The organism is Azospirillum sp. NS33, assembly GCF_059703765.1.
The window spans coordinates 65,417-87,427 of record NZ_BAAKJB010000027.1 but is presented as its reverse complement, the minus strand read 5'-3'; the positions used below and the strand labels follow the sequence as shown (position 1 = coordinate 87,427).

The window sequence follows — 22,011 nt, the reverse complement described above, 5'->3', positions numbered from 1 at the left end:
AAACACCCGATCCCATCCCGAACTCGGCCGTGAAATCCCTCAGCGCCAATGGTACTGCGTCCTAAGACGTGGGAGAGTAGGTCGCCGCCAGGTCACCACGGCGCACACACAACCGATCACACCCTCTTCACCATCACCAACACCCGCACCTCCCGGTGCGGGTTTTTGGCGTGTCCGCCCGCACCTCCCGGCGCGGGGTGTGGCGTTGCCGCCTCCCCCGCCTCCGGCCCCCCTTCCGTCTCCCGCGACGGGCGTTGTGATCGTGCGGCGCCGGCGGCCAAGCGGCGGGGTGCCCAGCCTGCGCACCTGGCCGCTGAGCCGGGCCGCACCCTCCGTAGGCCCCCAAACGATGCTTGCCCCAAACCATTTGCGGCGCAATATGTAAGGGCAACAAATGGCGGATTTCCTAGGTTTTTGCGATGCTGCAATGCGAGATTTGGGGTGGTGGGATGTGGCATCCCAGGGTATCGTTCTCCCATCAAGACGACAGGAGGACGTTATGAGCTTTGCGACTTTCAGCCACGCCGGCACCGGGCGCGCTCCGTCCCGCCTCGCGGACGCCCTGCAGACGTTTGTCGACACCTGGACCGAGACCGCCGCGGCCTACGCCGCCTACCGCGAGCTGCGGGTGAAGGCGCCGGGCGACCTCGCCCACCAGGGCCTGCGCCGCTGCGAGGTGGCCCGCCGTGCGATGGGGCTGCCGCGCCTGCCCCGCGCCTGAGCGGCGAGGCGCCTTCCGGCGATCCACCGGCGGCCCCGGTCCGCTCAGGCGCCGCGCGGTCCCATGAGGACGAGCGCGGCGCCGACGAGGCAGAGACCGGCGCCGCCGACGTCCCAGCGGTCCGGGCGCGCCCCTTCGACCGCCCACAGCCAGGCCAGGGACGCGGCGATGTAGACGCCGCCATACGCGGCGAAGGCGCGGCCCGCGAAGGCCGCGTCGACCCGGGTCAGCAGCCCGGCGAAGACGATCAGGCTCAGCACGCCCGGCACCGCCCACAGCGCGGAGTGCCCCAGGCGCAGCCACGCCCAGAAGGCGAAGCAGCCGGCGATCTCGGCCAGCGCCGCTGCGGCGTAGATCGTCAAGGCCACCCCCATCCCCGTCCCCCATTCCCGGTCTCCGCGCCGCGGCCGTCCGCCACGGCCATGCACGATAGCGCAACCGGCGACCGGGGCGGTGCTGTCAATGGGGCGCGTTCGCGGCCGAGGGGAAGTGCCGCCCCAGGCCGAGCCGGCCGTCGATGTACAGCAGGTTGACCATCACCAGGATCACCACCGAGAGCGGCGTCGCCAGGAACATGCCGAGCAGCCCGAACAGCAGGCCGCCGACGGTGATCGCGGCCATGGTGATCACCGGCGGCAGGTGGACCACCTCGCGCTGCGCCAGCGGCTGCACGATGTTGCCCTCCACCTGCTGGATGACGAGGTAGACGCCGGCGGTCCACAGGGCCAGGGTCGGCGACTGGGCGAAGGCGATCAGCACCGCCGGGGCGGCGGCGAGGAAGGGGCCGATCAGCGGGATGAACTCCAGGACCATGGCGATCACGCCGAGCGCCAGGGCCGCCGGCACCCCCAGGATCATCAGTCCGGCGGTGGTCAGCACCCCGACCGCGGCCATCGAGACGAGCTGGCCGAGAAGCCAGCGCCACAGGGCGTCGCCGGTGACGTCGAGCACCTCGTTGGCCTTGGCGTGGCCGGACCGCGGCACCAGCAGCACCAGGCCCGAGCGGTAGACGTCCGGCGATGCCGCGGTGTAGATGCCGACGAACAGCACGATGACCAGACAGCTCAGGAAATAGATCGTGTTGGAGGCGGCCGACTGGAGGTAGCTCCCCCACTGGGCGTCGGCCGCGCTTTCGGTCAGTCGGGCGCGGATGTCGTCCGGAAGCGCGCCGAGCGCGGTGTCGATCTGGCTGCCCAGCTGGCCGAACTGCCCGGCCACCGTCGACCCCAGCAGCCACACCACGCCGACCGCGGCGACGGTGAGGGTGGCGAGCACGGCGCCGAGCCCCCAGCCGTGGCTCAGCCCCGTCCCGTCCCGCAACAGGCCTGTCAGGCGCAGGAACAGGATGGCCAGCAGGACGCCGGCGAACACGAGAAGGAGTGCGTCCGCCGCCCGCCACGCCAGAAAGGTCAGCGCCACCACGCCGACCGCGATGAGCACCCGCCACAGGTAGGGCCGCAGCTCCGGGTCGCCCCCTCCGGTCCGCCGCCGATGTCCGGGCGCTTCGCCCGATCGGCCTGCCACCTCGTCCATGACCTCCGCCTCCCCGCCGTTGAGACCATGGAACGCGCGGGCGGGCCGTTTGATCACGGCGCCGGAGCGGGATGGCGCGTTTTCCCGCCGCGCGCAGCGCGCCCCGGCGGTGCGTTCCCTCCTGCCGCCACGCCCGGGTGTTCAGGCAGGGTCGGGCGGCAGCGTCAAGGTGACGGTCAAGCCGGGCGCGTTGTCCCGCAGGTCCAGCCCGGCGCCGTGCAGGCGGGCGACGGCGTCGACCAGGCTGAGCCCCAGCCCGTTGCCGGGCGTCGCGCGGGCGGAATCGAGCCGGACGAAGCGTTGCAGGACGCTGGCCCGCGCCTCCGGGGGGATTCCCGGCCCGCTGTCGGAAACCGACAGCGTCGCGCCCCGCCCCGGCGCCGCCTCCTCGACGCGCAGCGTCACACGGCCGCCCGGGTCGGTGTACTTCACGGCGTTGTCCAGCAGGTTGGCCAGGGCCTGCGACAGCAGGTGCGGGTTGCCGCGCACCGCGACCGCCGCGCCCGGAAGGGCGGTGACGAAGGTCAGCCCCTTCTCCTCGGCGACCGGCTCGTAGAGGTCGGCGGCGCTGCGGGCCAGCGCCGCCAGGTCGACCGCCTCGAACCCGGTGCCGCCCCGTCCGCCCTCGGCCTCGGCGATGGACAGCAGCGCCCGGAAGGTCGCCAGCAGGGCGTCGGCCTCGATGATCGTCTCCTGCAGCGCGATGCGGTACACCTCGGCGTCCTCGGTGTCGTGGATCAGCACCAGCTCGATGCGCGACCGCATGCGGGTCAGCGGCGTGCGCAGATCGTGGGCGACGCTCTCCGAGACGTGGCGCATGCCGTCCATCAGCCGGCCGATCTGGTCGAGCATGGCGTTGAGGTTTCCGGCGAGGCGGTCGATCTCGTCGCCCGAGCCGCTGCGCGGCACCCGGTCCGCCAGGTCGCCGTCCATGATCCGGCGGGTGGTGCGGTTGATCGCCTCGATCCGGGTCAGGGCGCCGCGGCTGAAGGCCAGGCCGCCGGCAACGCCCAGGCCCGCGGTGACGGCGAACACCCAGCCGAGCGACGCCGCGATGCGGTCGCGCAGGGAGTCCAGCTCGCTCATGTCGCGGCCGACCAGAAGCTTGAAACCGCCGGGCAGCACGAAGCCCTGGGCGCGTGCCGTCGCCGGCTCACCCCGCGGGCCGCCGGTCGGCGCCACCTGGAAATGCATCCAGCCCTCGCCGTCGGGAGGAACCTTCGGCCAGCCCGACAGGTTGCCGGCCAGCGGCGTCCCGCGCGGCGACAGCACCAGATACATGGCGTTGGTGTGGGGATCGTCGCTGCGGTCGCGCACCGTGCCGATCAGCCTTGCCACGCCGCCGTACCGGAACTCCTCGCGCAGCAGCTCGATGTCGGCGGCGATGGAATCCGTCACCTGGGCTTCGAGGAAGCCGGCGGTGGTGCGCCACACCACCCACAGGATCACCATGACCGACGCCGCGAACAGGCCGAGATAGAGGAGCGCCAGCCGGAACGTCGTGGTGCGCAGGATCTTCATCACGCCGGCGCGGCGCGCAGGGAATAGCCGGCGCCGCGGACGGTGTGGATGAGCGGCGTCGGGAAATCCTTGTCGATCTTCTGGCGCAGCCGGGCGATGTGCACGTCGATGACGTTGGTCTGCGGGTCGAAATGATAGTCCCACACCGTCTCCAGCATCATCGTCCGGGTGACCACGCTGCCGGCGTTGCGCATCAGGTACTCCAGCAGCGCGAACTCGCGCGGCAGCAGGTCGATCTCCCGCCCGGCGCGGCGCACCGTGCGCGACAACAGGTCCATCTCCAGGTCGCCGACCGTCAGCCGGGTCTGCGGCAGGCCGGCGCCGCGGCGGCGCGCCAGCACCTCGATGCGGGCCAGCAGTTCGGAGAACGCGAACGGCTTGGTCAGGTAGTCGTCGCCGCCCGCCCGCAACCCCTTCACCCGGTCGTCGACGCTGCCCAGCGCCGACAGGAACAGGACCGGCGTGTCGTTCCCGGTGGCCCGCAGGATCTCCACCACCGAGAGGCCGTCGCGTCCCGGCAGCATGCGGTCCACCACCAGCACGTCGTAGTGCTCCGCCCCCGCCATGAACAGCCCGTCCTTGCCGTCGTGCGCCACGTCGACGACATGGCCCGACTCCTTCAACCCCTTGGCGAGGTAGGCGGCGGCCTGGGAATCGTCTTCGATCACGAGAACCTTCATGCCGGGCATAGTAGACCTCCCTCTGCGGCGCGCCAAGCCACCCCCGGCGCGCCGCTCCGCCGATCATCGACTTGCCAAGGAACTGACACCACGATGCAATCCGTGGCGGCTAAGGGTTGGGCTCCAACCAGAAAAGCGAGTGACGGTCATGATAGTGCGCAACCTCTTGATGCTGGTGACCCTCCTGCTGGCGGCGGCGGGGAACGGCGCCGCGGCGCCCGCGGCGGCGGACACCTGGACCGTCGTGTCGGAGGACACGTTTCCGCCCTACAACTACACCGCCGACGGCAAGCGCACCGGGCTCGACACCGAGATCGTCGACGCCGTGCTGGCGCGCATCGGCGTCACCCCGGAGCACCACCCCGCCCCCTGGAGCCGCGTCGTCCATGACCTGGACGAGAACCAGACCGACGTCGCCTTCCAGTTCGTCGGCAAGCCCGAGCGCTTCGCCGCCTACAACATGGTCGGGCCGCACCGCGCCGGGCTGACCGTCTTCGCCGTGCGCAGCGACTCCACCCTGACCTTCGACAGCCTGGCCGACCTCAAGGGCGCGACCATCGGCGTCGTCCAGGGCTTCGCCTACACGCCGGACTTCGACACCGCCGACTTCCTGAAGAAGGAGCCGGTCGCCAACAACACCCTGAACGTCCGCAAGCTGGCCCATGGCCGGCTGGACGCCATCATCGGCGACCTCCACACCCTGGCGTTCATCGCGCGCGAGGAAGGGGTCTCCGCGAAGATCCGCTTCCTCCCCAAGGCGCTGAGCGAAGTGCCCCGCTACATCGCCTTTCCCAAGGCCCGCAAGGACAAGGCGGAGCGCTTCGCCAAGGCGCTGGCCGAGCTGCAGGCGGACGGCACGGTCGCCAAGATCACGGCGCGCTGGCTGGCGCCCTGACCGCGGGCGCCCTGACCGCGGGTGGCCGGCCCGGTGGGGCGTCGCCCCGCCGGGCCGGCCGCCGGGGCGGTCACGCCTGCTTCAGCGTCAGCGCCACGAAGCTCTCGGCGCCCCGCCGGTTGATCAGGAGGAGCACGGCGTTGTCCCCCTTCTTCTCCGCGCCGGCGATGCGCCGGGCGACCTCCGACGGCGCGGTCACCGCCTCGCCGGCGACCTTGACGATGACGTCGCCGGGGCGCACCGGCTGCGGCCCGGCCTCGTCCGACACGCCGGCCACCACCACCCCCTGGACCCGGTCGTCGAGGCCCAGGCTGGCGCGGGTGCGCTGGTCGAGGCGGGCCAGCTTCAGGCCCTTGACCACGTCGCCCGCGGGCGACGCGGCGGAGGGGTCGGCCGACGCCATCCGCCCCTCGTCGGGCATGGCGCCGACGGTGACGGGGATGGTCGTCTTGTCGCCCCGGCGCAGGATCGTCACCGTCGCCGGGTGATCGGGCTGGGTGCGCGCCACCGCCATGGTCAGATCGCGCACGTCCTCCACCGCGGTGTCGGCGAAGCGCAGGATCACGTCGCCCTGCTCCAGCCCCGCGGCGGCGGCGGGGCTGCCGGCGGTGACGTCGGCGACCAGGGCGCCCTGCGCCGCGTCGAGCCCGATCGCCGCGGCGATCTCCGGCGTCACCTCCTGGATGCGCACGCCGAGCCAGCCGCGCTCCACATGACCGTTCTCCATCAGCTGGGCGACGACGTCGCGGGCCAGGTTGGCGGGAATGGCGAAGCCGATGCCGACCGAGCCGCCGTTGGGCGAGTAGATCGCCGTGTTGATGCCGATCACCCGGCCCTCCAGGTCGAACATCGGCCCGCCGGAGTTGCCGCGGTTGATGGCCGCGTCGGTCTGGATGAAGTCGTCGTAGGGGCCGGCGTCGATGTGCCGGCCGCGGGCCGAGACGATGCCGGTGGTCACCGTTCCGCCCAGGCCGAACGGGTTGCCGACGGCGACCACCCAGTCCCCCACCTTGGCCTGGTCGCTGTCGCCGAACTGCAGATAGGGCAGGGCCGTGGCGCTCTCGACCTTGAGAAGGGCGAGGTCGGTCTTGGGGTCGCGGCCGACCAGGGTGGCCGGAAGCTCGGTGCCGTCGGTCAGGGTGACGGCGATGCTGTCGGCGCCGTCGACGACATGGTTGTTGGTGACGACGTGGCCGCCGGCGTCGATGACGAAGCCGGAGCCGAGCGCCGCGCCCTCGCGCCCGGCCGGCGCCTCGCCGCCGCTCCCGTCACCGTCACCGAAGGGCTGCGGCGCGCCGAAGCGGCGGAAGAACTCCTCGAAGGGGGACCCCGGCGGGAACGGCAGGGGCGGCATGGCGCGGCGCTCGGCCACCGCGGCCGCCCTGTGGCGGGCGGTGATGGTCACGACCGCCGGCTGCACGCGCTCGACCAGCGGCGCGAAGCTGCGCGGCAGCTCGGTCCCGGCCGCGGCGACGGCCGCCTCCGGGGCGGCGTTGGCCGCCGGCGGCGTCGCCAGGAGGGCGGTGCCGGTCAGGACCGTGGTGCCGAGCATCACCGCGGCGACGGTGTTCCGCAGCCGGCGCTTCGGGGCATCGTGGACGGGAGTGATGGGGGACATCGAAGGGTCTCCGTGGGGAAGGTTCATGGCACCTGTGTAGCGGGGCGCCGCTGACGGCGGTCTTGCCGGCGGATTACAATTCGTTCAGGAACCCGACCGGCAACCGCCCGGCCAGGAAACCGGCGCCGCCGGGCACCGTTAACCAGGGAACGACACCGCCGTCGCACAGGACGAGAGGCCGCCATGGCGCCGACCACCCGCACGCTGGGCCATCTGCTGGAGCGGCTGCTGATCGAGATGGGCCCGCTCGTCGTCTTCTTCCTGGCCACCCGGGCCTGGGACATCGTCACCGGAACGGCGGCGCTGATGGCGGCGACCGCCGTCGCCGTGCTGCGCTCGCTGGCACGGGAGACGCGCGTGCCGGTGCTGCCGCTGGTCGGGCTGGCCTTCACCCTGCTGTTCGGCGGCATCACCCTGGTGTGGTCCGACCCCACCTTCATCAAGATCCGGCCGACCCTCTACAACGCCGCCGCCGGGCTGGCGCTGGTGGCGGGTCTGCTCGGCGGGCGGCTGCTGCTGAAGGCCCTGTTCGATACGGGGCTCGGCATCGACGACCGCGCCTGGCGGGTGCTGACCTGGCGGGTGGTGGCCTTCTTCCTGGGGCTTGCCGTGCTCAACGAGGCGCTGCGCCATGCCCTGTCGACCGACGACTGGGTCACGTTCAAGGCGTTCGGCATGCCCCTGCTGAACGCGCTCTTTCTGGCCGCCAACTGGCCCTTCGTGCGCCGCCGGCTCAGGCCGGCGGGGCCGGCGCCGCAGCCCGGCGCAGCGAGCGCAAGAGCTCCGGGTCGTTGATGATGCGCGGCACCTTGTTCTGGCCACCCAGCTTGCCGCGGCCGCGCATCCAGCCGGCGAAGGTGCCGCACGGCGCCGCCTCGACGCGCGGCGGGGCCATGCCGAAGCCGCCGGCGCGGTGCGCCTCGTAGTCGGCGTTGAGCGCGGCGAGGCGCTGGTCGAGCGCCGCGGCGAAGGCGGCGGTCCGGTCGGCGGCGGGCACGCCGCCGGCGAACTCCACCACGAAGACGTGGCCGCCGGGCTCCCCGGGCCGGTCGGGGAACACCGGGCCGACGGAATAGTCGGTGATCTCCGCCGCGATGGCGGCGGCGGCGGCGCTCACCGCGTGCTCCACCTCCTCGCCGATGAGGTGCTCGCCGAACGCCGACAGGGTGTGGGCGGTGCGCCCGGTGATCAGCACCCGCGGCGGGTCGCGGTCGACCAGGCGCACCGTGTCGCCCAGCACATAGGCCCAGGCCCCGGCGCAGGAGCTGAGGACCACCGCGTAGTTCACGCCGGGCTCGGCGGTGTGCACCCAGAACCGGCGGGGCGCGGGGCGGTCCAGCTCCTCCAGTGGGACGAACTCGAAGAACAGGCCGTTGTCGGGCAGCAGCCGCAGCCCCTCGCCGCTGCCGCGGTCGGCGATGGCGAGGAATCCCTCGCTGGCGGGGTAGACCTCGCGCAGCTCGGCCCGGCTGCCGTCGAGCCAGCGGGCGAAGCGGCCGGCGTAGGGTTCGAAGCTGACGCCGCCGTGCACCAGCAGCTCCAGGTTGGGGTAGAAGGCGGCCAGCGACGCCGGCCGGCCGGGCTCCAGCGCCGCCAGCCGGTCGAGGAACAGCAGCAGCCAGCTGGTGGTGCCGCCCAGGGTGCGCACGTCGCGTTGCAGGGAGGCGCGGCCGATGCGGTCGACCTTCTCCTCCCAGTCCGACAGGAGCGCCAGCGCGGGCGGCGGAAAGGTGAAGCGGCGGGCCCAGGCCGGCACCTCGCGGGTGGCGATGCCCGAGAGGTCGCCGGCCAGGACCCCCGGGGCCAGCTCGGTCAGCGCGGTCGAGCCGCCGAGCATGACGTTGCTGCCACCGAACACCCGGCTGCCCGGCCGGTTGGCCAGGTGGAAGGCCAGCAGGTCGAAGGCGGCCCGGGTGTTGGCCCGGGTCATCTCCCGCGACACCGGGATGTGCTTCGTCACCCCGCTGGTGGTGCCCGAGGTGGCGGCGAGGTAGGGGATGGTGCCGGGCCAGCTGACGTCCGTCAGCACGGGAAAGGCGGGCGCCCAATAGTCCCGCCACATGTCCTCGTAGCGGCGCAGCGGCACCCGTTCCTGGAAATCGCGCACCGAGCGGATGCCAGCGAAGCCGTGGTCGCGGCCGAACCGGGTGGCCTCGGCCCGGCGCACCAGGCGCAGCAGCTGCGCCTCCTGCACCGCCGCCGGACGGCCGGCGGCGAGGCCGGCGAGGCGGGCGCGGGCGTAGAGGCGCAGCAGCGGTGTGGCGTCGAGCATGGGTCTCCCTTCATCGCGCCGGCGCGCGCCGCCGGCCGCCGACCGCCGACCGCCGACCGCCGGTCAGGGGCGCAGCACGGTCTTGTGTCGGAACAGCGCGCGCGCCGTTTCGGCGCGCAGCGGAAGCTGGAGATAGGCGCCGCGCCGCCACAGGTCGAACTGGTCGAGGACGGTGGTGCTGCCCAGCCACCCGTCCTGGCCGCCCAGCAGGGCGAACCAATTGGCGTCGGGGTCGCCGAGGTCGGAGATGTGGCGCGCGTTGGCGCCCAGCCGGACCCGGTGGACGGCCCCGGCCAGGCCGTGGGCGGTCTTCATCACCGTCTCGTTGCCGCCGGCCGACGCCACGTCGGCGTAGCGGTAGCGCCGGCCGATCACCGGCACCGCGCCCAGCGCGTGGGCAAGCCGCAGCCGGTGCACCGCGCCCCAGGTGCCGAGGCGGCGGGTCCGCGCCGCCGCCGTCTCCAGCGCGGTGCGCAGCGCCGCCGCCACGGCGCCGGCCGGCGTGCGGTCGAGGTCGTCCAGCACCTGCGCCCAGGGCTCCCACCCCGCGGTGTAGACCTCCAGCCCGGCGGCCCCGCGCAGCCCCCGGGCGAGATGGTAGAGCAGCAGCTCGAAGGCGAGGGCGCCGCGGGACTCCGCGTCATAACGGCCGTCCCAGGCCTCCAGCGTGCGGCGGAACCCGTCATCGGCGACGATCCCCGCGGCGTCGGCGGCGGCCAGCAGGCGGTCGCGCAGCGCCGGGGCCGAGGGCACGAGCACGTCGCGCTGCGCCGCCCGGAGGTCGGCCACGGACACCGGCGCGGTGCCGCCCAGCAGCGCGCGCAGCCGCCGCACCCGGTCGTCGGGCGAAAAGAAGAACCCCACCGGCACGTCCCCCGCCGGCTCCGGCCGGTTGTTGGCCGAGGCGACGAAGCCGCACGCCGGGGCGACGGCGGCGGGAAGGGTGGCGGCGGTGGCGAAGCGGTCCCAGTGGCGCCGCGCCGCCCGCGGCACGAACAGGTCGTCGGGTGGCCGCGGCGGGCGCCAGGGCAGGCGGGCGGCCATGCACTGGCCGACCTGCCCCCCGGCGTCGGCGTACACCATGTTCTGCGCGGGGACGGCGAAGCCGTCCAGGGCGGCCCGGAACTCCTCCCATCCCGTGGCGCGGTTGACGCCGAGAAGCGCCGTCACCTCGTCGCTGGGCAGATGGCCGACCCAGTGCAGGGCGAGGCGCCGGCCGTCGCCGGCCGGCAGCAGCGGCGCGTCGGTGATGATCGGCCCGTAGGCGGTCTCGCGCACCGTCGCGGTGACCGGCCGGCCCCAGCGCACGTCGATGGTCTCCCGGCGCTCGGTGATCTCGTGGTCGGGCAGGTCGGAGACGTCGAACAGCTCGCTCGACTGGGCGTGCAGGCTGGTGCCGCCCCACGCGATGCGGCGGTTGCGGCCGAGCGCCACGGCGGGCACCCCCGGGATCATCAGCCCCGCCGCGTTCAGGCCGGGGGACGCCATGCCGGCCAGCAGCCAGGTGTTCGGCACCATGATGCCGAGGTGGGGGTCGCTGGCGATCAGCGCGTGCCCGGTGGCGCTGCGCGCACCGGCCACCGCGTAGGAGTTGCTGCCGTGGCGTGCGAAGGCGCCGAGCAGGGCGAGCAGCGCGTCGGCCCCGCCCCCCCCGCCACCGCCGGCGAAGCTGGGCACCGGGACCGCGGCGTCGCGCATCATGCGCTCCCACAGGTCCGGCCAGTCGCTGCGGCCGCGCAGCCGCAGCAGCGGGATCCACACCCGCCAGGTGAAGTCGGTGCCGGCCAGCCGGCCCAGCGCCACCAGGTCCTCCACCGTCCACGGCGCGGGCCGGTGGCCGAGCAGGGCCAGCTCCTCCGGCAGGTCGTCCAGGCGGCCGATCACCGCGTTGACGCCGCGCGCGAAGCCGGTCATCCAGCCCATCGTCGCCTCGGGCATGGTGGCGACGATGCGCGGCACGGCGCGCGTCAGGTCGAGGGTGCGCAGGGTCCGGTCGAGATCCACCGCGACCGGACCCAGCAGCGCCGCCAGCTGCCCCCGGGCGGCGCGGCGCATCAGCTCCATCTGCGCCAGCCGGAGATGGCCGTGCACGACGCCCAGCCCGACGGCGAGGTCGTCATCGTGGGCCGCCTCCACGAACGGCACGTGGTGGTCGTCCCAGTGAATGGCGACGGGGGCGCGGACGGGCAGGGCGTCGGTGGGAAGGGCCCGGAGCCGCTCCTCCAGCGTCGCGTGACGGGGCGGACCCCGGCGCATCGCCGTCGGCACGACACGGGCCGCCAACCGTCCGAGCCCCCAGGCGGTGGCGAGGGAGGCCATGGGGATCGCGTCGTTGCTGGCGGGGCGGCGCTGTCCCGGACAACGGGCGCCGGCGCCCGGCGGTTCCACCCCGGCGCGGCGCGGGGCGCGTGGCGGGAACCCGGAGCGCATCCCGCGGGTTGCACGAACGACACCTTGGGGAGAGGAGCCGTGATGCGCCGGGTCACCTTTGCGACGTTCAGCCCATACGTGCTTCGGGACGCCCGCCGGCCGCGGGTGCGCCGCCGGATCATCGAGGGGGCGGGGCTGCTGTTCGAGCCGGGCGGCCCCGGCGAGCCGCGCAGCCTCCCCGCCGTCGTCGTCCTGGAAGGGCTGGGCGGTGTGAAGGACACGCGGGAGATCGCCTACGGGGAGCAACTCGCGCGCTGGGGCTACGTGGCGCTGGTGGTGGACAGCTTCGCGCCCCGCGGCCACGGCGACTCCAGCCACAACCGGCGCGCCGTCGCGGTGACCGAGGCGATGATGCTGGCCGACGCCCACGCCGCCCTGGGCGTGCTGGCCGCGCACCCGCGGGTGGACCCGCGCCGCATCGGCGTGATGGGCTTCTCCTACGGGGCGATGATCGCGGTGCTGTGCGCCTACCGCCAGGTCCGCGACCTCTACCTCGATCCCGAGGGGCCGTCCTTCGCCGCGCACGCCGCCTATTACGGATGCTCCATCGCCCGGCTCGCGGACCCGTCGACCACCGGTGCGCCGGTGCTGATGCTGCTGGGCGAGCTGGACGAGAACGTGTCGGTGCGGCGGTCGCGCGACATTGCCGCCGACCTGCGCGCCGGCGGGTCCGACGTGACGATTCGCGTCTATCCCGAGACCTTCCACCAGTGGGACGGCGACGACCTGGACCCGCGCCACGTCGGGCTCAGCCTGGTCGACCTGCGGTTCCACGTCACGGCCGAGAGCCGGGTGGTGGACACCCGCACCGGCATCGTCATGCGCGGCCCGGTGAGCCGCCGGGCGATGATCGGCCTCAACGTCTCCCGCACCGGCTACGACATCCTGGGCAGCGCGCGGGCCAAGGCGTGGTCGGACGAGGACCTCCAGCGCTTCCTGACGCTGTCCCTGGGCGAGCCGGACCGCCTGGCCCGGCCGGGGGCGTGGCGCCGGGCCGGCGGCGCGGGCGCACCCTAGCGTCGCCCGGCGGAACTTTCGACGCCGCCCGGTCACACATGTTCGGCCGATGCGGGGGGCGTGGCAGCCGTTCAGCCCCCGGCCTTCCACTCCTCCGAGGGACCGAACATGGACAAGCAGACGATCCAATCCGTGATCGCCGATTTCGCCACCAAGATCAACGCGCCGAGCCTGGCGTTCGACGACGAGGGGTTCTGCTCGATCGGGTTCGATGATCTGATCGTGAACCTGGAGCTGGGGGAGACCGGCCTGGCGCTGTACGTCTGGCTCGGCGAGGTGGCGGAGGCGCGCCGCGGTGCCGTGGCGCTGCGGCTGGCCGATGCCAACTACCTGTTCTCGGGAACCCAAGGGGCGACGCTGGGCATGAACCGGCTGTCCGGCGACGTGGTGCTGTCGGTGACGATCGACGGCCATGGCCTGACGCTGGCCCGTTTCGAGCGGGTGATGGAAAACCTGCTGAACATCGCCGAGGCCTGGCAGCGGCGGCTGGCCAGCGATGACGAGGCGTCGGCGCCGGCGCCCGGGCTCGACGTCGCCGCCTTCGCCAACGCCGTGCGGATCTGAGGAGGACGCGATGACCCTGTCGGTCGGCGATTTCCGGACCTCCGCCGCCTCGCTCAACGCGACCGCGGAGATCAAGCTCAAGAACGACGCGGACGGCCTGGCGACGACCGGCTGGCAGCGGTTCAAGGTGGCCGTCAGCGACCTGTTCCGCGGCCGCGAGACCATGGCGGCGCGCCAGGACCAGGCGATCCGCGGGTTCATGTCCGCGCTGGAGCGCGAGTACGGCAAGGATCTGGGGTCGATCGGCGTCGACCATCTGCGTGCCGAGCTCAAGGGCGGGCCGCTGACGGCGCGGGCGGTGCGGTCCACAATCGACCTGATGGAAAGCCGCGGCGGCCAGAACTGGCTGAAGAACCAGCGCATGGCGATGACCATGGCGGGAACCGTGTTCGCGCCCAACAACACGACCACCCCGTCGCTGAGCGCTGCCGTCAACCCCGTGGCCAACGCCCTGCTGGACGAGGCGTCGGCCAAGGGCATGCCCCACGACAAGGTGCAGGAGTTCTACCTGCGCTACACCACCGGCGTCAGCCAGTCCGGGGTCGGCTTCGAGATGGAGAACGTGTCCCACGCCATCCGCACCGCCCTGGCCGAAGCCGCCGTCATCCGCGTCGGCGACGGGGCGGGCTACAAGCTGCTGTCCGCGGACGACGCCATGGGCATCGCCCGCGACGCCGCCGAGCGCACCATCCTGTCGCGCATCAACCTGTTCATGGGCAGCGAGTTCCTGAAGGCCAACTCCTTCGAGGCGGCCTTCGACGCGAAATGCCACGAGCGCGGATTGGACGGCGTGCGCGGCCAGATGGATCTGGCGCCGGTGAAGGAGCTGTTCACCTACGCCATGCAGGACGCCCGCACCGTGCAGGGGGCGGACGAGCTGCCGGCGACCCTCGACGCCGTGCTCAACCGCTACTTTGACCGCCAGCAGGAAAAGCTCACCCTCATCGAGGGAATGAACCTGCCGCCGGGCACCCCGCGCGACAACGTCGTGAACGAGTCCATCGGCACCCGCTCGCGCATGGACGCCGGTTATTTCCGGCAGGTGGAGAACACCGCCGCCGGCTTTGCCAAGCTGGCCGGCGCGCTGGCCTCGGCCACCACCCCGCAGGAGAAGGCCGACGCGCTGCTGGCGGTCGCCGGCGAGACGGTGCGCCAGATGACCGAGGCGGACCTGGAGGGCGCCGACGACATGTCCCGCTACCTCGCCCAGGCCTTCAACGTGCACGCCGCGCGGGGCGGCATGGACACGCTGGAGGGGATGGTGGCCAGCCTCGGCGAGGACCAGGACAGCGTCCAGGACCTGCTGGGCGAGGCCATGAGCGACATGGACCGGGCGCAGATCGGCTCGGTCGCCATGTACCTGATGGGCGTGGCCGGCACCGTCGGCCGGGAGCTGCTGGGCTAAGCCGGGCGACCGGGCCGGGGCGGCCGTCAGCCGCCGCGCCGGTCGGCCGGTGCGGTGGTCGGCCGCCCCGGCTCGGGCGCGGCGGAGCGCAGCGGCAGCTCCTCCAGGAACAGCGCCAGGACCAGCGACACCACGGCCAGCCCGGCGGCCAGGAGGAACAGGGTCTCGAAGCCGCTTTCGAAGGCCGCCAGGGCGGCGTCGCGCGCCGCCGGGGCGAGTTGGTCGAGGGCGGCGGCACCGCCGTCCATGACCGCGCGGGGGTCCAGCCCGGCCACCCCGGCGGCGCCGAGGCGCGCGGTGACGGTGGCGGTCAGCACCGCACCGAACACCGCCACCCCGACGGAGCCCCCCAGGGTGCGGAAGAACCCCACCGACGAGGTCGCGGCGCCGAGGTCGGCGCGGTCCACCGCGTTCTGCACCGCCACCGTCATCACCGGCATCACCAGGCCCAGACCGACGCCCAGCGGCACCAGCACCAGCACCGAGAACAGCGGATCGGCGGCCGCCCCGGCGTTGAGGCCGAGCACCAGGTACATGGCCGCGGCCAGGCCGAGGCCGGCGACCGGGAACACCTTGTAGCGGCCGCTGCGGGCGATCAGCCGGCCGCCGCCGACGGCGCCGCCGGTCATGCCCAGCACCAGGGGCAGCAGCAACAGGCCGGACGCCGTGGCCCCCGTGCCGCGCACCAGCTGCAGGTGCAGCGGCAGGAAGACGATGCCGGCGAACAGCACCATGGCCGACACCGCCACCACCGGGTTGGCCACGGCGAACACCGGGATGCGGAACAGGCGCAGGGGCAGGATGGGCTCGGCCACCCGGCGCTCGTGCCACAGGAAGACCGCCAGCAGGACGAGCCCCGCCGCCGCCAGGCCGAGCACGGCGGGCGAGGTCCAGGACAGCGTGCTGCCGCCCCGCGACACCACGACCAGCAGGCTGGTGACCGCGCCCATCAGCAGCACCGCCCCCACCACGTCGACCCGCGGCCGGGCGACGCCGGTGGGCAGACGGCCCAGCGCCCGGTTGGTCATGGCCAGCGCCGCCATGCCGACCGGCAGGTTGATCAGGAAGATCCAATGCCAGGACAGGTACTCGGTGAACAGCCCGCCCAGCAGCGGCCCGGCGACGCTGGCCAGCGCGAAGACGCCGCCGATCAGGCCCTGGTAGCGGCCGCGCTCGCGCGGCGCCACCACGTCGCCGATGATGGTGAAGGCCAGCGCCATCAACCCGCCGCCCCCCAGCCCCTGGAGGCCGCGGAAGACGACGAGCTGAACCATGTCCTGGGCCACCGCGCACAGCACCGACCCGGCCAGGAACAGCACGATGGCAACCTGCAGCAGGCGCTTGCGCCCGTAGAGGTCGGACAGCTTGCCGTAGACCGGCGTGGTGGCGGTGGAGGCCAGCATGTAGGCGGTGACCACCCAGGGCAGCTCGTCCAGGCTGCCGAGGTCGGCGGCCATGGTCGGCAGGGCGGTGGCGACGATCGTCTGGTCCATGGCGGCCATCAGCATGGCCAGCGCCACCCCGCTGAACACCCGCAGGATCTCCCGGTGGCTGAAGGCGACGCTGTGTTGGGCGGTGGTCGTCATGGGGGCCGCGGCGCTCGGGTGTGGTCGACGGGAGGGACCACCATAGCCGGGGCCGGGCGAGGCGCAAGCGCCGGGTGCGCCGGTGGTGCGGGCCGTGACATCCCCCCGCCCACGCATCAACTGTCGCGCGCATCCGGTCCCGTGTATGATGACCCCCGGTGCCTGGTTCGCATGGAGCGGCAAACATGACGGACACATCCCTCGGCGGGTTGCGGGGAACGGGGGGATTCGTCCCGACCGGCCTGGAGCGGACCGACGACCGCGGTGGCGTCGACCTCAGCGGCGGGCCGGACGCGACCGAGCCCCTGGTCCACGCGCGCGGTGTCGACAACGGCGATCTCCGGTCGCCGCGGCTGGAGATCGGCGGCGACCCGTTCGAGCGGTCGGAGATCGACGTGGTGGGGGAGCTCGCCCCGCTGCGCGACGACCTGGAGGTGGCGCCCAAGCCCTCCATCGGGCAGTTCCTCACGGTCGGCTCCGCCACGGTCCGGCTCGGCCACCTGACGGGTGACGTCAACGTCCGGGGTGACAATCAGAAATCGGTTTTCTCGCGGCCCCCGGAGCGCGGGGCGGGGGCCGTCGTGGTCTACGACGCCTCCCTGCGGGAGACCTTCTCGATCGGGCTGGGCGCCAAGCGCGACCATGTCTGGGGCGCGGTGATCAGCGACACCAACCGGAACATCCTGCCGCGCGACCAGTGGACCTACGGGTGGATCGCCACCCACAAGCTGGAGGAGGAGCCGGGCAAGGCCGGTCTGGTGCGCGGCAAGACAGGCGACGCGATCGAAGCCGACCTGGGCGACGTGGGGCTGGGGGGGGCCGACGCGCCGAGCCGCACGATGCGGGCGCCGGCCAGCATCCGCGCCTGGGCCGAGCAGCACGGAAAGGATCTCACCCGGACCATGCCGCTGACCCTTGGTGGCGAGCCGTTGGCGGACGGCGTGGTGCTGGACGCCGTTCCGGTGCCGGGACTCGACCCGGGTGGCGAGCTGGCGCTGCGCCCGCTCGATCACGACAGCGACGTGTTCCAGGGATTCGTGGAGTATCTCCAGCGCAACGCGCAGGAGATGCCGGGCACCATGGCCAAGGACCACGAGCTGCGCGACACCAGGACCGGCGGCGAGCGGGCCCGCGACGGCCAGGCGTGGCTGGCCTCCTACGGCATGCCGGAGCTGCGCGACGCCGAGTTCATCGCCATCGACGGCGCGACCGTCACCAACATCTACGTCAACGACTCCTGCCCCACCTGGGCCGCCTACGACGAGAACGTCGACGCGCTGTCGGGCCGGGTCGACGGCACGCTCGGCTTCATGCCTTCCCACTCCATGGACGACGGGGATTTCACCGCGTTCCGCACCGACCGGCCGGGCGAATGCCTGGTGTTCCACGGCACCGGCGCCGGCAACGTCAAGAACATCGCGCGCGGCGGCTTCGATCCGGAGTACTGCAACTACGGCTTCGGCAAGGGCTATGGGAAGACCGGCTACGGCACGGCCTTCACCGACCAGTTCGCCAAGGCGCTGGCCTACGCGCCGCCGTCCAACGTGGGCGACGGGGACGCCCCGACCTACAAGCATTTCGTGGTGGTCGCCAAGGTCTTCGCCGGCAACGTGCACGACGCCGAGGACCGGGCGCGCCGCACCCGCGGCAACCTCGAGCTGGCGGAGCACAACATCAACAGCGACGTGTCCGTCGGCTGCAAGCCGCGCGCCCAGGGGCGCGGCGACAACAACCCGCTGACCCGGATGCAGCTGGGTCAGACCGGCGGCAGCCACCTGCAGGGCGCCCTGCGCGACAACGCCATGCGGAACTCCACGCTGCAGCACCGGACCTTCGACCTGCAGGTGACCGGGCCCGGCGACCGTGGTCCGCCCCTGTCCTACCGCGATTCCAGCCTCACCATTCCCGACGCCATCCAGATGTACCCGGCCTTCATCATCGAATGCGAGATTCCCCGCGACGCCGTGCACACCGCATCGCGCGGCATCCATGCCAAGGACTGAGCCGCCATGATCGAACACGACCGGATGAACCAGCTCTTGTCCAAGGTTGCCGCGCGCTACGGGCTGACGGGCCTCGCCTTCGACGATGACGGGGTGTGCGGCCTGTCGTTCCGCGGCGACACCGTGCTGCTGACCCTGTCGGCCGATGGCGCGTGGTTTTCCCAGTCCACCGCCCTGGCCCCGGTGCCCGGCGATCCCGACGCGCGGCTGGACCTGTGCGAACGTCTCTTGACCCTCAACCACCGCGGTGTGCGGACCCAGGGGCTGGTGCTGTCGCTGGACCCCGAGGGCGACCGGGTCGTCGCCCACCTCAGCGTTCCCACCGCGGCCATCACCGACGACGAGGCGTTGGGCACCCTCATCAACTTCTTCCTGGCCGGGGTGGAACGGCTCGACGCGGTGCTGTGGGGCGAGGACGACGACCGCCCCGCGGAGTCCGCCACGGTGCCGGTCGGCGCGATCACGCCGCTGGTGCTGCGGGGCTGAGCGCCGCCGGGGCCTCGCCGGCGATGCGCACCGCCAGGTCGCGGAAGGCGCTCACCAGCGGCGAGCGGTCGTCGGCGCGATGGGCCAGCATCAGCGTGGTGTGGGCATCGGGCGCGTCGAGGCGGCGGTAGACCACGTCGGCGACGGCCACCTGGCGCAGGTTCGCCGGCAGGATGGAGACGCCGAGCCCGGCCGCGATCAGGCCGATGATCGTGAAGGCCTCGCGCGCCTCCTGGGCGATGACGGGCCGGAACCCGGCGCCGGCGCACAGCGCCATCACCCGCTCGTGGGTCGCCGTGCCGTACTCCGCGGGGTAGAAGACGAAGGGCTGGTCGGCCAGGGCGGCCAGCGGCACCGGGTCCAGGGCCGCCAGGGGGTGGTCGGCGCGCAGCACCGCCAGCAGCGGCTCGCGCAGGATGGGATGGAAGCGCACGGCGTCGCCCGGCGGGGCCAGCGGCTCGCGGACGAAGCCGACGTCCAGCCGGTTCGCGGCCAACGCCGCCAGCTGCGGCTTCGACGGCATCTCCACCAGCGTCAGGTGGACATCCGGGCAGGCGCGGCGGTAGGCGTCGATCAGCCGGGGCACCACCGGCTGGAACGGCGCCGCCGCGGTGAACCCGACCCGCAGCTCGCCCACCTCGCCGCGGGCGGCGCGGCGGGTCAGCACGACCGCCCGCTCGGCGTGGGCGAGGATCGCCCGGGCCTCCGCCAGCAGGGTCGCTCCGGCGGCGGTCAGGGCGACCCGGCGCCGCGTGCGGTCGAACAGGCGCACCTCCAGATCCGCCTCCAGAGCCTGGATGGACTGGCTGAGCGGCGGCTGGCCGATGCCGAGCCGCGCCGCGGCCCGGCTGAAATGCAACTCCTCGGCGACCGCGACGAAGTGACGGAGATGGCGCAGATCCATGGCGCCACTATGACCGAGTGGGGCGGGGCGTCAACGCGGCGGCAGCAAGGGTGCATTTGGATGGGATTCGACGAAAAAGCCGATATTAAGAGATAATTTACCATCTAACACCTTCGGCGTCTTGACCCCGCGCGCCTGCAGCCGCAACTTCAGGGAAGAGTTCTGACGCAGTTCGAAGCGCATTGGTTTCATAAGACCAAGACGCCCGGACGACGTCCGAAGCAAAAAGAACCCGATCTTCGGAGGCTATGATGGCGCTGGTTCGCGGCAACAACTTGAACGACGTCCTCTCGGGCGGCGGGTCTTCGGACGTCATCTACGGTCATGGCGGCAATGACCAGTTGTGGGGGCTGGGGGGCGACGACACGTTGTTGGGCGGCAGCGGTGTCGACACCATGTTCGGCGGTGGTGGCAACGACACCTATTATGTCGGGGAGGCCGGGGATCAGATCCTTGATGACGGTGGCGCGGCCGACCGGGTCTTCCTGTTCTCGTCCTGGGATCTGCACAACGCCCAGGGCGTCGAGCAGGTCCTGCTGCAGGACGAGGCCGGCGCCGCCACGGTCGCCGGGGGCGAGGGCGACGACTCCGTGGTCGGCAACCGCTCGGGCAACCACCTGGACGGCGGGGCCGGCAACGACAAGCTGCGCGGCGTCGACGGCGACGACACGCTGGTCGGCGGCGCCGGCGACGACCAGCTCTACGGCGGCAGCGGCGCCGACCGCCTGGTGGCCGAGAGCGGGCACGACACCCTGCATGGCGGCGCCGGCGCCGACACCTTCTACATCGACCCGGCAAACCCCGACGAGGTGTTGGAGGTCTACATCGCCGACTTCAACCCGGACGAGGGCGACCGGGTGATCGTCGACGTCGGCGGGGCGCCCGAGGACACCTGGCAGGGCTCCAACACCGACGGCGGCCCCCTGGCGCCCGGCGAGGCGGCGTCGACCATCGTCGAGGCCTATGGTTCGACCGGGACGGTGGTCATGCTGTTCGACGGCCACAGCTACGGCCTCGACCCCTACATCACCTGGATCTGATCCCCGCGCGCAGCGCCGCCGGCCATATGGGAAAGCGATAAGTGCCGCCGGACAAATGTATTGGACCCATCAAACGATCCTGCGCCACTGTGGCCGGAGAGGGCGCGCCACGGCGCCCATCCGGTGGAGGGAGGATCTGGGGTGGCGAAGACCGAGACGCGCGCCGTGTTCGCGTGGGACGACCCGCTGGCGCTGGACGGCCAGTTGACCGACGACGAGCGGATGATCCGCGACAGCGCCCATGCCTATTGCCAGGACCGGCTGATGCCGCGGATTCTGGAGGCGAACCGTCACGAGACGACGGACCCCGCCATCTTCCGGGAGATGGGGGCGCTGGGCTTCCTCGGCGCCACCCTGCCGGAGGACTACGGCTGCGCCGGCGTCAATTACGTCTCCTACGGGCTGATCGCCCGCGAGGTCGAGCGGGTCGACAGCGGCTACCGCTCGATGATGAGCGTGCAGTCCTCCCTGGTCATGCACCCCATCCACGCCTACGGCACCGAGGAGCAGCGCCGCCGCTACCTGCCCAGGCTCGCCACCGGCGAGTGGATCGGCTGCTTCGGCCTGACCGAGCCGGACGCCGGCTCCGACCCCGCGGGCATGAAGACGCGGGCCCGGCGCACCGCCGCCGGCTGGGTGCTGACCGGCGCCAAGACCTGGATCACCAACGCCCCCATCGCCGACGTCTTCGTCGTCTGGGCCAAGGACGACGCGGGCGAGATCCGCGGCTTCGTCCTGGACAAGGGCACCAAGGGGCTGTCGGCACCGAAGATCGAGGGCAAGTTCGCGCTGCGCGCCTCGGTCACCGGCGAGATCGTCATGGACGAGGTGGCGGTGGGCGAGGACGCCCTGCTGCCGGGCGCCAAGGGGCTGAAGGGGCCGTTCGGCTGCCTCAACCGGGCGCGCTTCGGCATCGGCTGGGGCGCCATGGGGGCGGCGGAGTTCTGCTTCGCCGCGGCGCGCCAGTACCAGCTCGACCGCAAGCAGTTCGGCCGGCCGCTGGCCGCCACCCAGCTCTCCCAGCTCAAGCTGGCGGACATGGAGACGGAGATCGCGCTCGGCCTGCAGGCGGCGCTGCGGGTCGGCCGGCTGATGGACGAGGGGGCGGCGGCGCCGGAGATGGTGTCGCTGATCAAGCGCAACAACTGCGGCAAGGCGCTGGCGATCGCCCGGGTCGCCCGCGACATGCACGGCGGCAACGGCATCGCCGACGAGTACCATGTCATCCGCCACGCCATGAACCTGGAGGCGGTGAACACCTACGAGGGCACCCACGACATCCACGCCCTGATCCTCGGCCGGGCCATCACCGGCATCCAGGCCTTCACGGGCTGAG

General features: G+C 72.7%; 20 protein-coding genes and 1 rRNA gene. 11 read left to right on the top strand and 10 right to left on the bottom strand.

Features of this window, described 5'->3' with window-relative positions; genetic code table 11:
- A 5S ribosomal RNA gene (gene rrf / locus AC6H2I_RS21995) occupies positions 1-93 on the top strand; the annotation flags it as partial.
- A gap of 406 nt (positions 94-499) precedes the next feature.
- On the top strand, positions 500-721 hold the full coding sequence (locus tag AC6H2I_RS21990) for a hypothetical protein (protein ID WP_497502857.1): 222 nt from the start codon (positions 500-502) through the stop codon (positions 719-721).
- A 44-nt stretch (positions 722-765) separates the two neighbouring features.
- On the opposite strand, the gene AC6H2I_RS21985 is transcribed toward AC6H2I_RS21990, so the two are convergent.
- From AC6H2I_RS21985 to AC6H2I_RS21970, 4 genes are all read right to left on the bottom strand, one after another.
- Positions 766-1,095 carry a YnfA family protein gene (locus AC6H2I_RS21985; protein ID WP_497502855.1) on the bottom strand — a complete coding sequence of 110 codons (330 nt, stop codon included), beginning with the start codon at positions 1,093-1,095 and terminating at the stop codon, positions 766-768.
- Between the two features lie 85 nt (positions 1,096-1,180).
- The gene (locus AC6H2I_RS21980) at positions 1,181-2,254 is read right to left on the bottom strand and encodes an AI-2E family transporter (protein WP_497502854.1); all 1,074 of its coding nucleotides are present in this window, start codon (positions 2,252-2,254) and stop codon (positions 1,181-1,183) included.
- Positions 2,255-2,395: 141 nt separating this feature from the next.
- Positions 2,396-3,775 (bottom strand): sensor histidine kinase, encoded by a 1,380-nt coding sequence (locus AC6H2I_RS21975; protein ID WP_497502853.1) that lies wholly within the window; start codon positions 3,773-3,775, stop codon positions 2,396-2,398.
- Positions 3,775-4,455 (bottom strand): winged helix-turn-helix domain-containing protein, encoded by a 681-nt coding sequence (locus AC6H2I_RS21970; RefSeq protein ID WP_497502860.1) that lies wholly within the window; start codon positions 4,453-4,455, stop codon positions 3,775-3,777. Before AC6H2I_RS21970 ends, AC6H2I_RS21975 begins: the two co-directional genes overlap by 1 nt.
- 148 nt (positions 4,456-4,603) lie before the next feature.
- On the opposite strand from AC6H2I_RS21970, the gene AC6H2I_RS21965 reads away from it, so the two are divergent.
- Positions 4,604-5,350 (top strand): substrate-binding periplasmic protein, encoded by a 747-nt coding sequence (locus tag AC6H2I_RS21965; protein ID WP_497502852.1) that lies wholly within the window; start codon positions 4,604-4,606, stop codon positions 5,348-5,350.
- 70 nt (positions 5,351-5,420) lie between these two features.
- On the opposite strand, the gene AC6H2I_RS21960 is transcribed toward AC6H2I_RS21965, so the two are convergent.
- Positions 5,421-6,968, bottom strand: a complete 1,548-nt coding sequence (locus tag AC6H2I_RS21960) for a Do family serine endopeptidase (RefSeq protein WP_497502851.1) — start codon at positions 6,966-6,968, stop codon at positions 5,421-5,423.
- 183 nt (positions 6,969-7,151) lie between these two features.
- Between AC6H2I_RS21960 and AC6H2I_RS21955 the strand changes: the two genes are divergently transcribed.
- The gene (locus AC6H2I_RS21955; protein ID WP_497502850.1) at positions 7,152-7,763 is read left to right on the top strand and encodes an inner membrane-spanning protein YciB; all 612 of its coding nucleotides are present in this window, start codon (positions 7,152-7,154) and stop codon (positions 7,761-7,763) included.
- Here the strand turns inward: AC6H2I_RS21955 and AC6H2I_RS21950 are convergent.
- On the bottom strand, positions 7,702-9,240 hold the full coding sequence (locus AC6H2I_RS21950; protein WP_497502849.1) for a GH3 family acyl-acid amido synthetase: 1,539 nt from the start codon (positions 9,238-9,240) through the stop codon (positions 7,702-7,704). The genes AC6H2I_RS21955 and AC6H2I_RS21950 overlap by 62 nt on opposite strands.
- A 63-nt stretch (positions 9,241-9,303) precedes the next feature.
- Positions 9,304-11,559 (bottom strand): penicillin acylase family protein, encoded by a 2,256-nt coding sequence (locus AC6H2I_RS21945; RefSeq protein ID WP_497502848.1) that lies wholly within the window; start codon positions 11,557-11,559, stop codon positions 9,304-9,306.
- A 153-nt stretch (positions 11,560-11,712) separates the two neighbouring features.
- Between AC6H2I_RS21945 and AC6H2I_RS21940 the strand changes: the two genes are divergently transcribed.
- The 3 genes from AC6H2I_RS21940 (at position 11,713) to AC6H2I_RS21930 (ending at position 14,656) form a co-directional block, all read left to right on the top strand.
- A complete protein-coding gene (locus AC6H2I_RS21940; protein ID WP_497502847.1) occupies positions 11,713-12,687 on the top strand; it encodes a dienelactone hydrolase family protein in 975 nt (324 codons plus the stop codon).
- 108 nt (positions 12,688-12,795) lie between these two features.
- Positions 12,796-13,251 carry a type III secretion system chaperone gene (locus AC6H2I_RS21935; protein ID WP_497502846.1) on the top strand — a complete coding sequence of 152 codons (456 nt, stop codon included), beginning with the start codon at positions 12,796-12,798 and terminating at the stop codon, positions 13,249-13,251.
- Positions 13,252-13,261: 10 nt separating this feature from the next.
- Positions 13,262-14,656: a hypothetical protein gene (locus AC6H2I_RS21930; RefSeq protein ID WP_497502845.1), complete on the top strand. Its 1,395-nt coding sequence runs from the start codon at positions 13,262-13,264 to the stop codon at positions 14,654-14,656.
- 26 nt (positions 14,657-14,682) lie between these two features.
- Here the strand turns inward: AC6H2I_RS21930 and AC6H2I_RS21925 are convergent, their stop codons facing one another.
- Positions 14,683-16,242 carry an MDR family MFS transporter gene (locus tag AC6H2I_RS21925; protein WP_497502844.1) on the bottom strand — a complete coding sequence of 520 codons (1,560 nt, stop codon included), beginning with the start codon at positions 16,240-16,242 and terminating at the stop codon, positions 14,683-14,685.
- Positions 16,243-16,427: 185 nt separating this feature from the next.
- On the opposite strand from AC6H2I_RS21925, the gene AC6H2I_RS21920 reads away from it, so the two are divergent.
- A complete protein-coding gene (locus AC6H2I_RS21920) occupies positions 16,428-18,245 on the top strand; it encodes a hypothetical protein (RefSeq protein ID WP_497502843.1) in 1,818 nt (605 codons plus the stop codon).
- A 6-nt stretch (positions 18,246-18,251) separates the two neighbouring features.
- Positions 18,252-18,731 (top strand): CesT family type III secretion system chaperone, encoded by a 480-nt coding sequence (locus AC6H2I_RS21915; RefSeq protein WP_497502842.1) that lies wholly within the window; start codon positions 18,252-18,254, stop codon positions 18,729-18,731.
- Here AC6H2I_RS21915 and AC6H2I_RS21910 read toward each other — a convergent pair.
- Both AC6H2I_RS21910 and AC6H2I_RS21905 read right to left on the bottom strand, forming a co-directional pair.
- Entirely contained in the window at positions 18,706-19,635 is a 930-nt protein-coding gene (locus AC6H2I_RS21910) for a LysR substrate-binding domain-containing protein (protein WP_497502841.1), read from the bottom strand. The two genes, AC6H2I_RS21915 and AC6H2I_RS21910, sit on opposite strands and share 26 nt — an antisense overlap.
- A 30-nt stretch (positions 19,636-19,665) precedes the next feature.
- The gene (locus tag AC6H2I_RS21905; RefSeq protein WP_497502840.1) at positions 19,666-19,818 is read right to left on the bottom strand and encodes a hypothetical protein; all 153 of its coding nucleotides are present in this window, start codon (positions 19,816-19,818) and stop codon (positions 19,666-19,668) included.
- A gap of 68 nt (positions 19,819-19,886) precedes the next feature.
- Between AC6H2I_RS21905 and AC6H2I_RS21900 the strand changes: the two genes are divergently transcribed.
- Together AC6H2I_RS21900 and AC6H2I_RS21895 are read left to right on the top strand one after the other, a co-directional pair.
- Entirely contained in the window at positions 19,887-20,675 is a 789-nt protein-coding gene (locus AC6H2I_RS21900; protein ID WP_497502839.1) for a calcium-binding protein, read from the top strand.
- Positions 20,676-20,816: 141 nt separating this feature from the next.
- Positions 20,817-22,010 carry an acyl-CoA dehydrogenase gene (locus AC6H2I_RS21895; RefSeq protein WP_497502838.1) on the top strand — a complete coding sequence of 398 codons (1,194 nt, stop codon included), beginning with the start codon at positions 20,817-20,819 and terminating at the stop codon, positions 22,008-22,010.
- The last annotated feature ends 1 nt before the right edge of the window (position 22,011 follow it).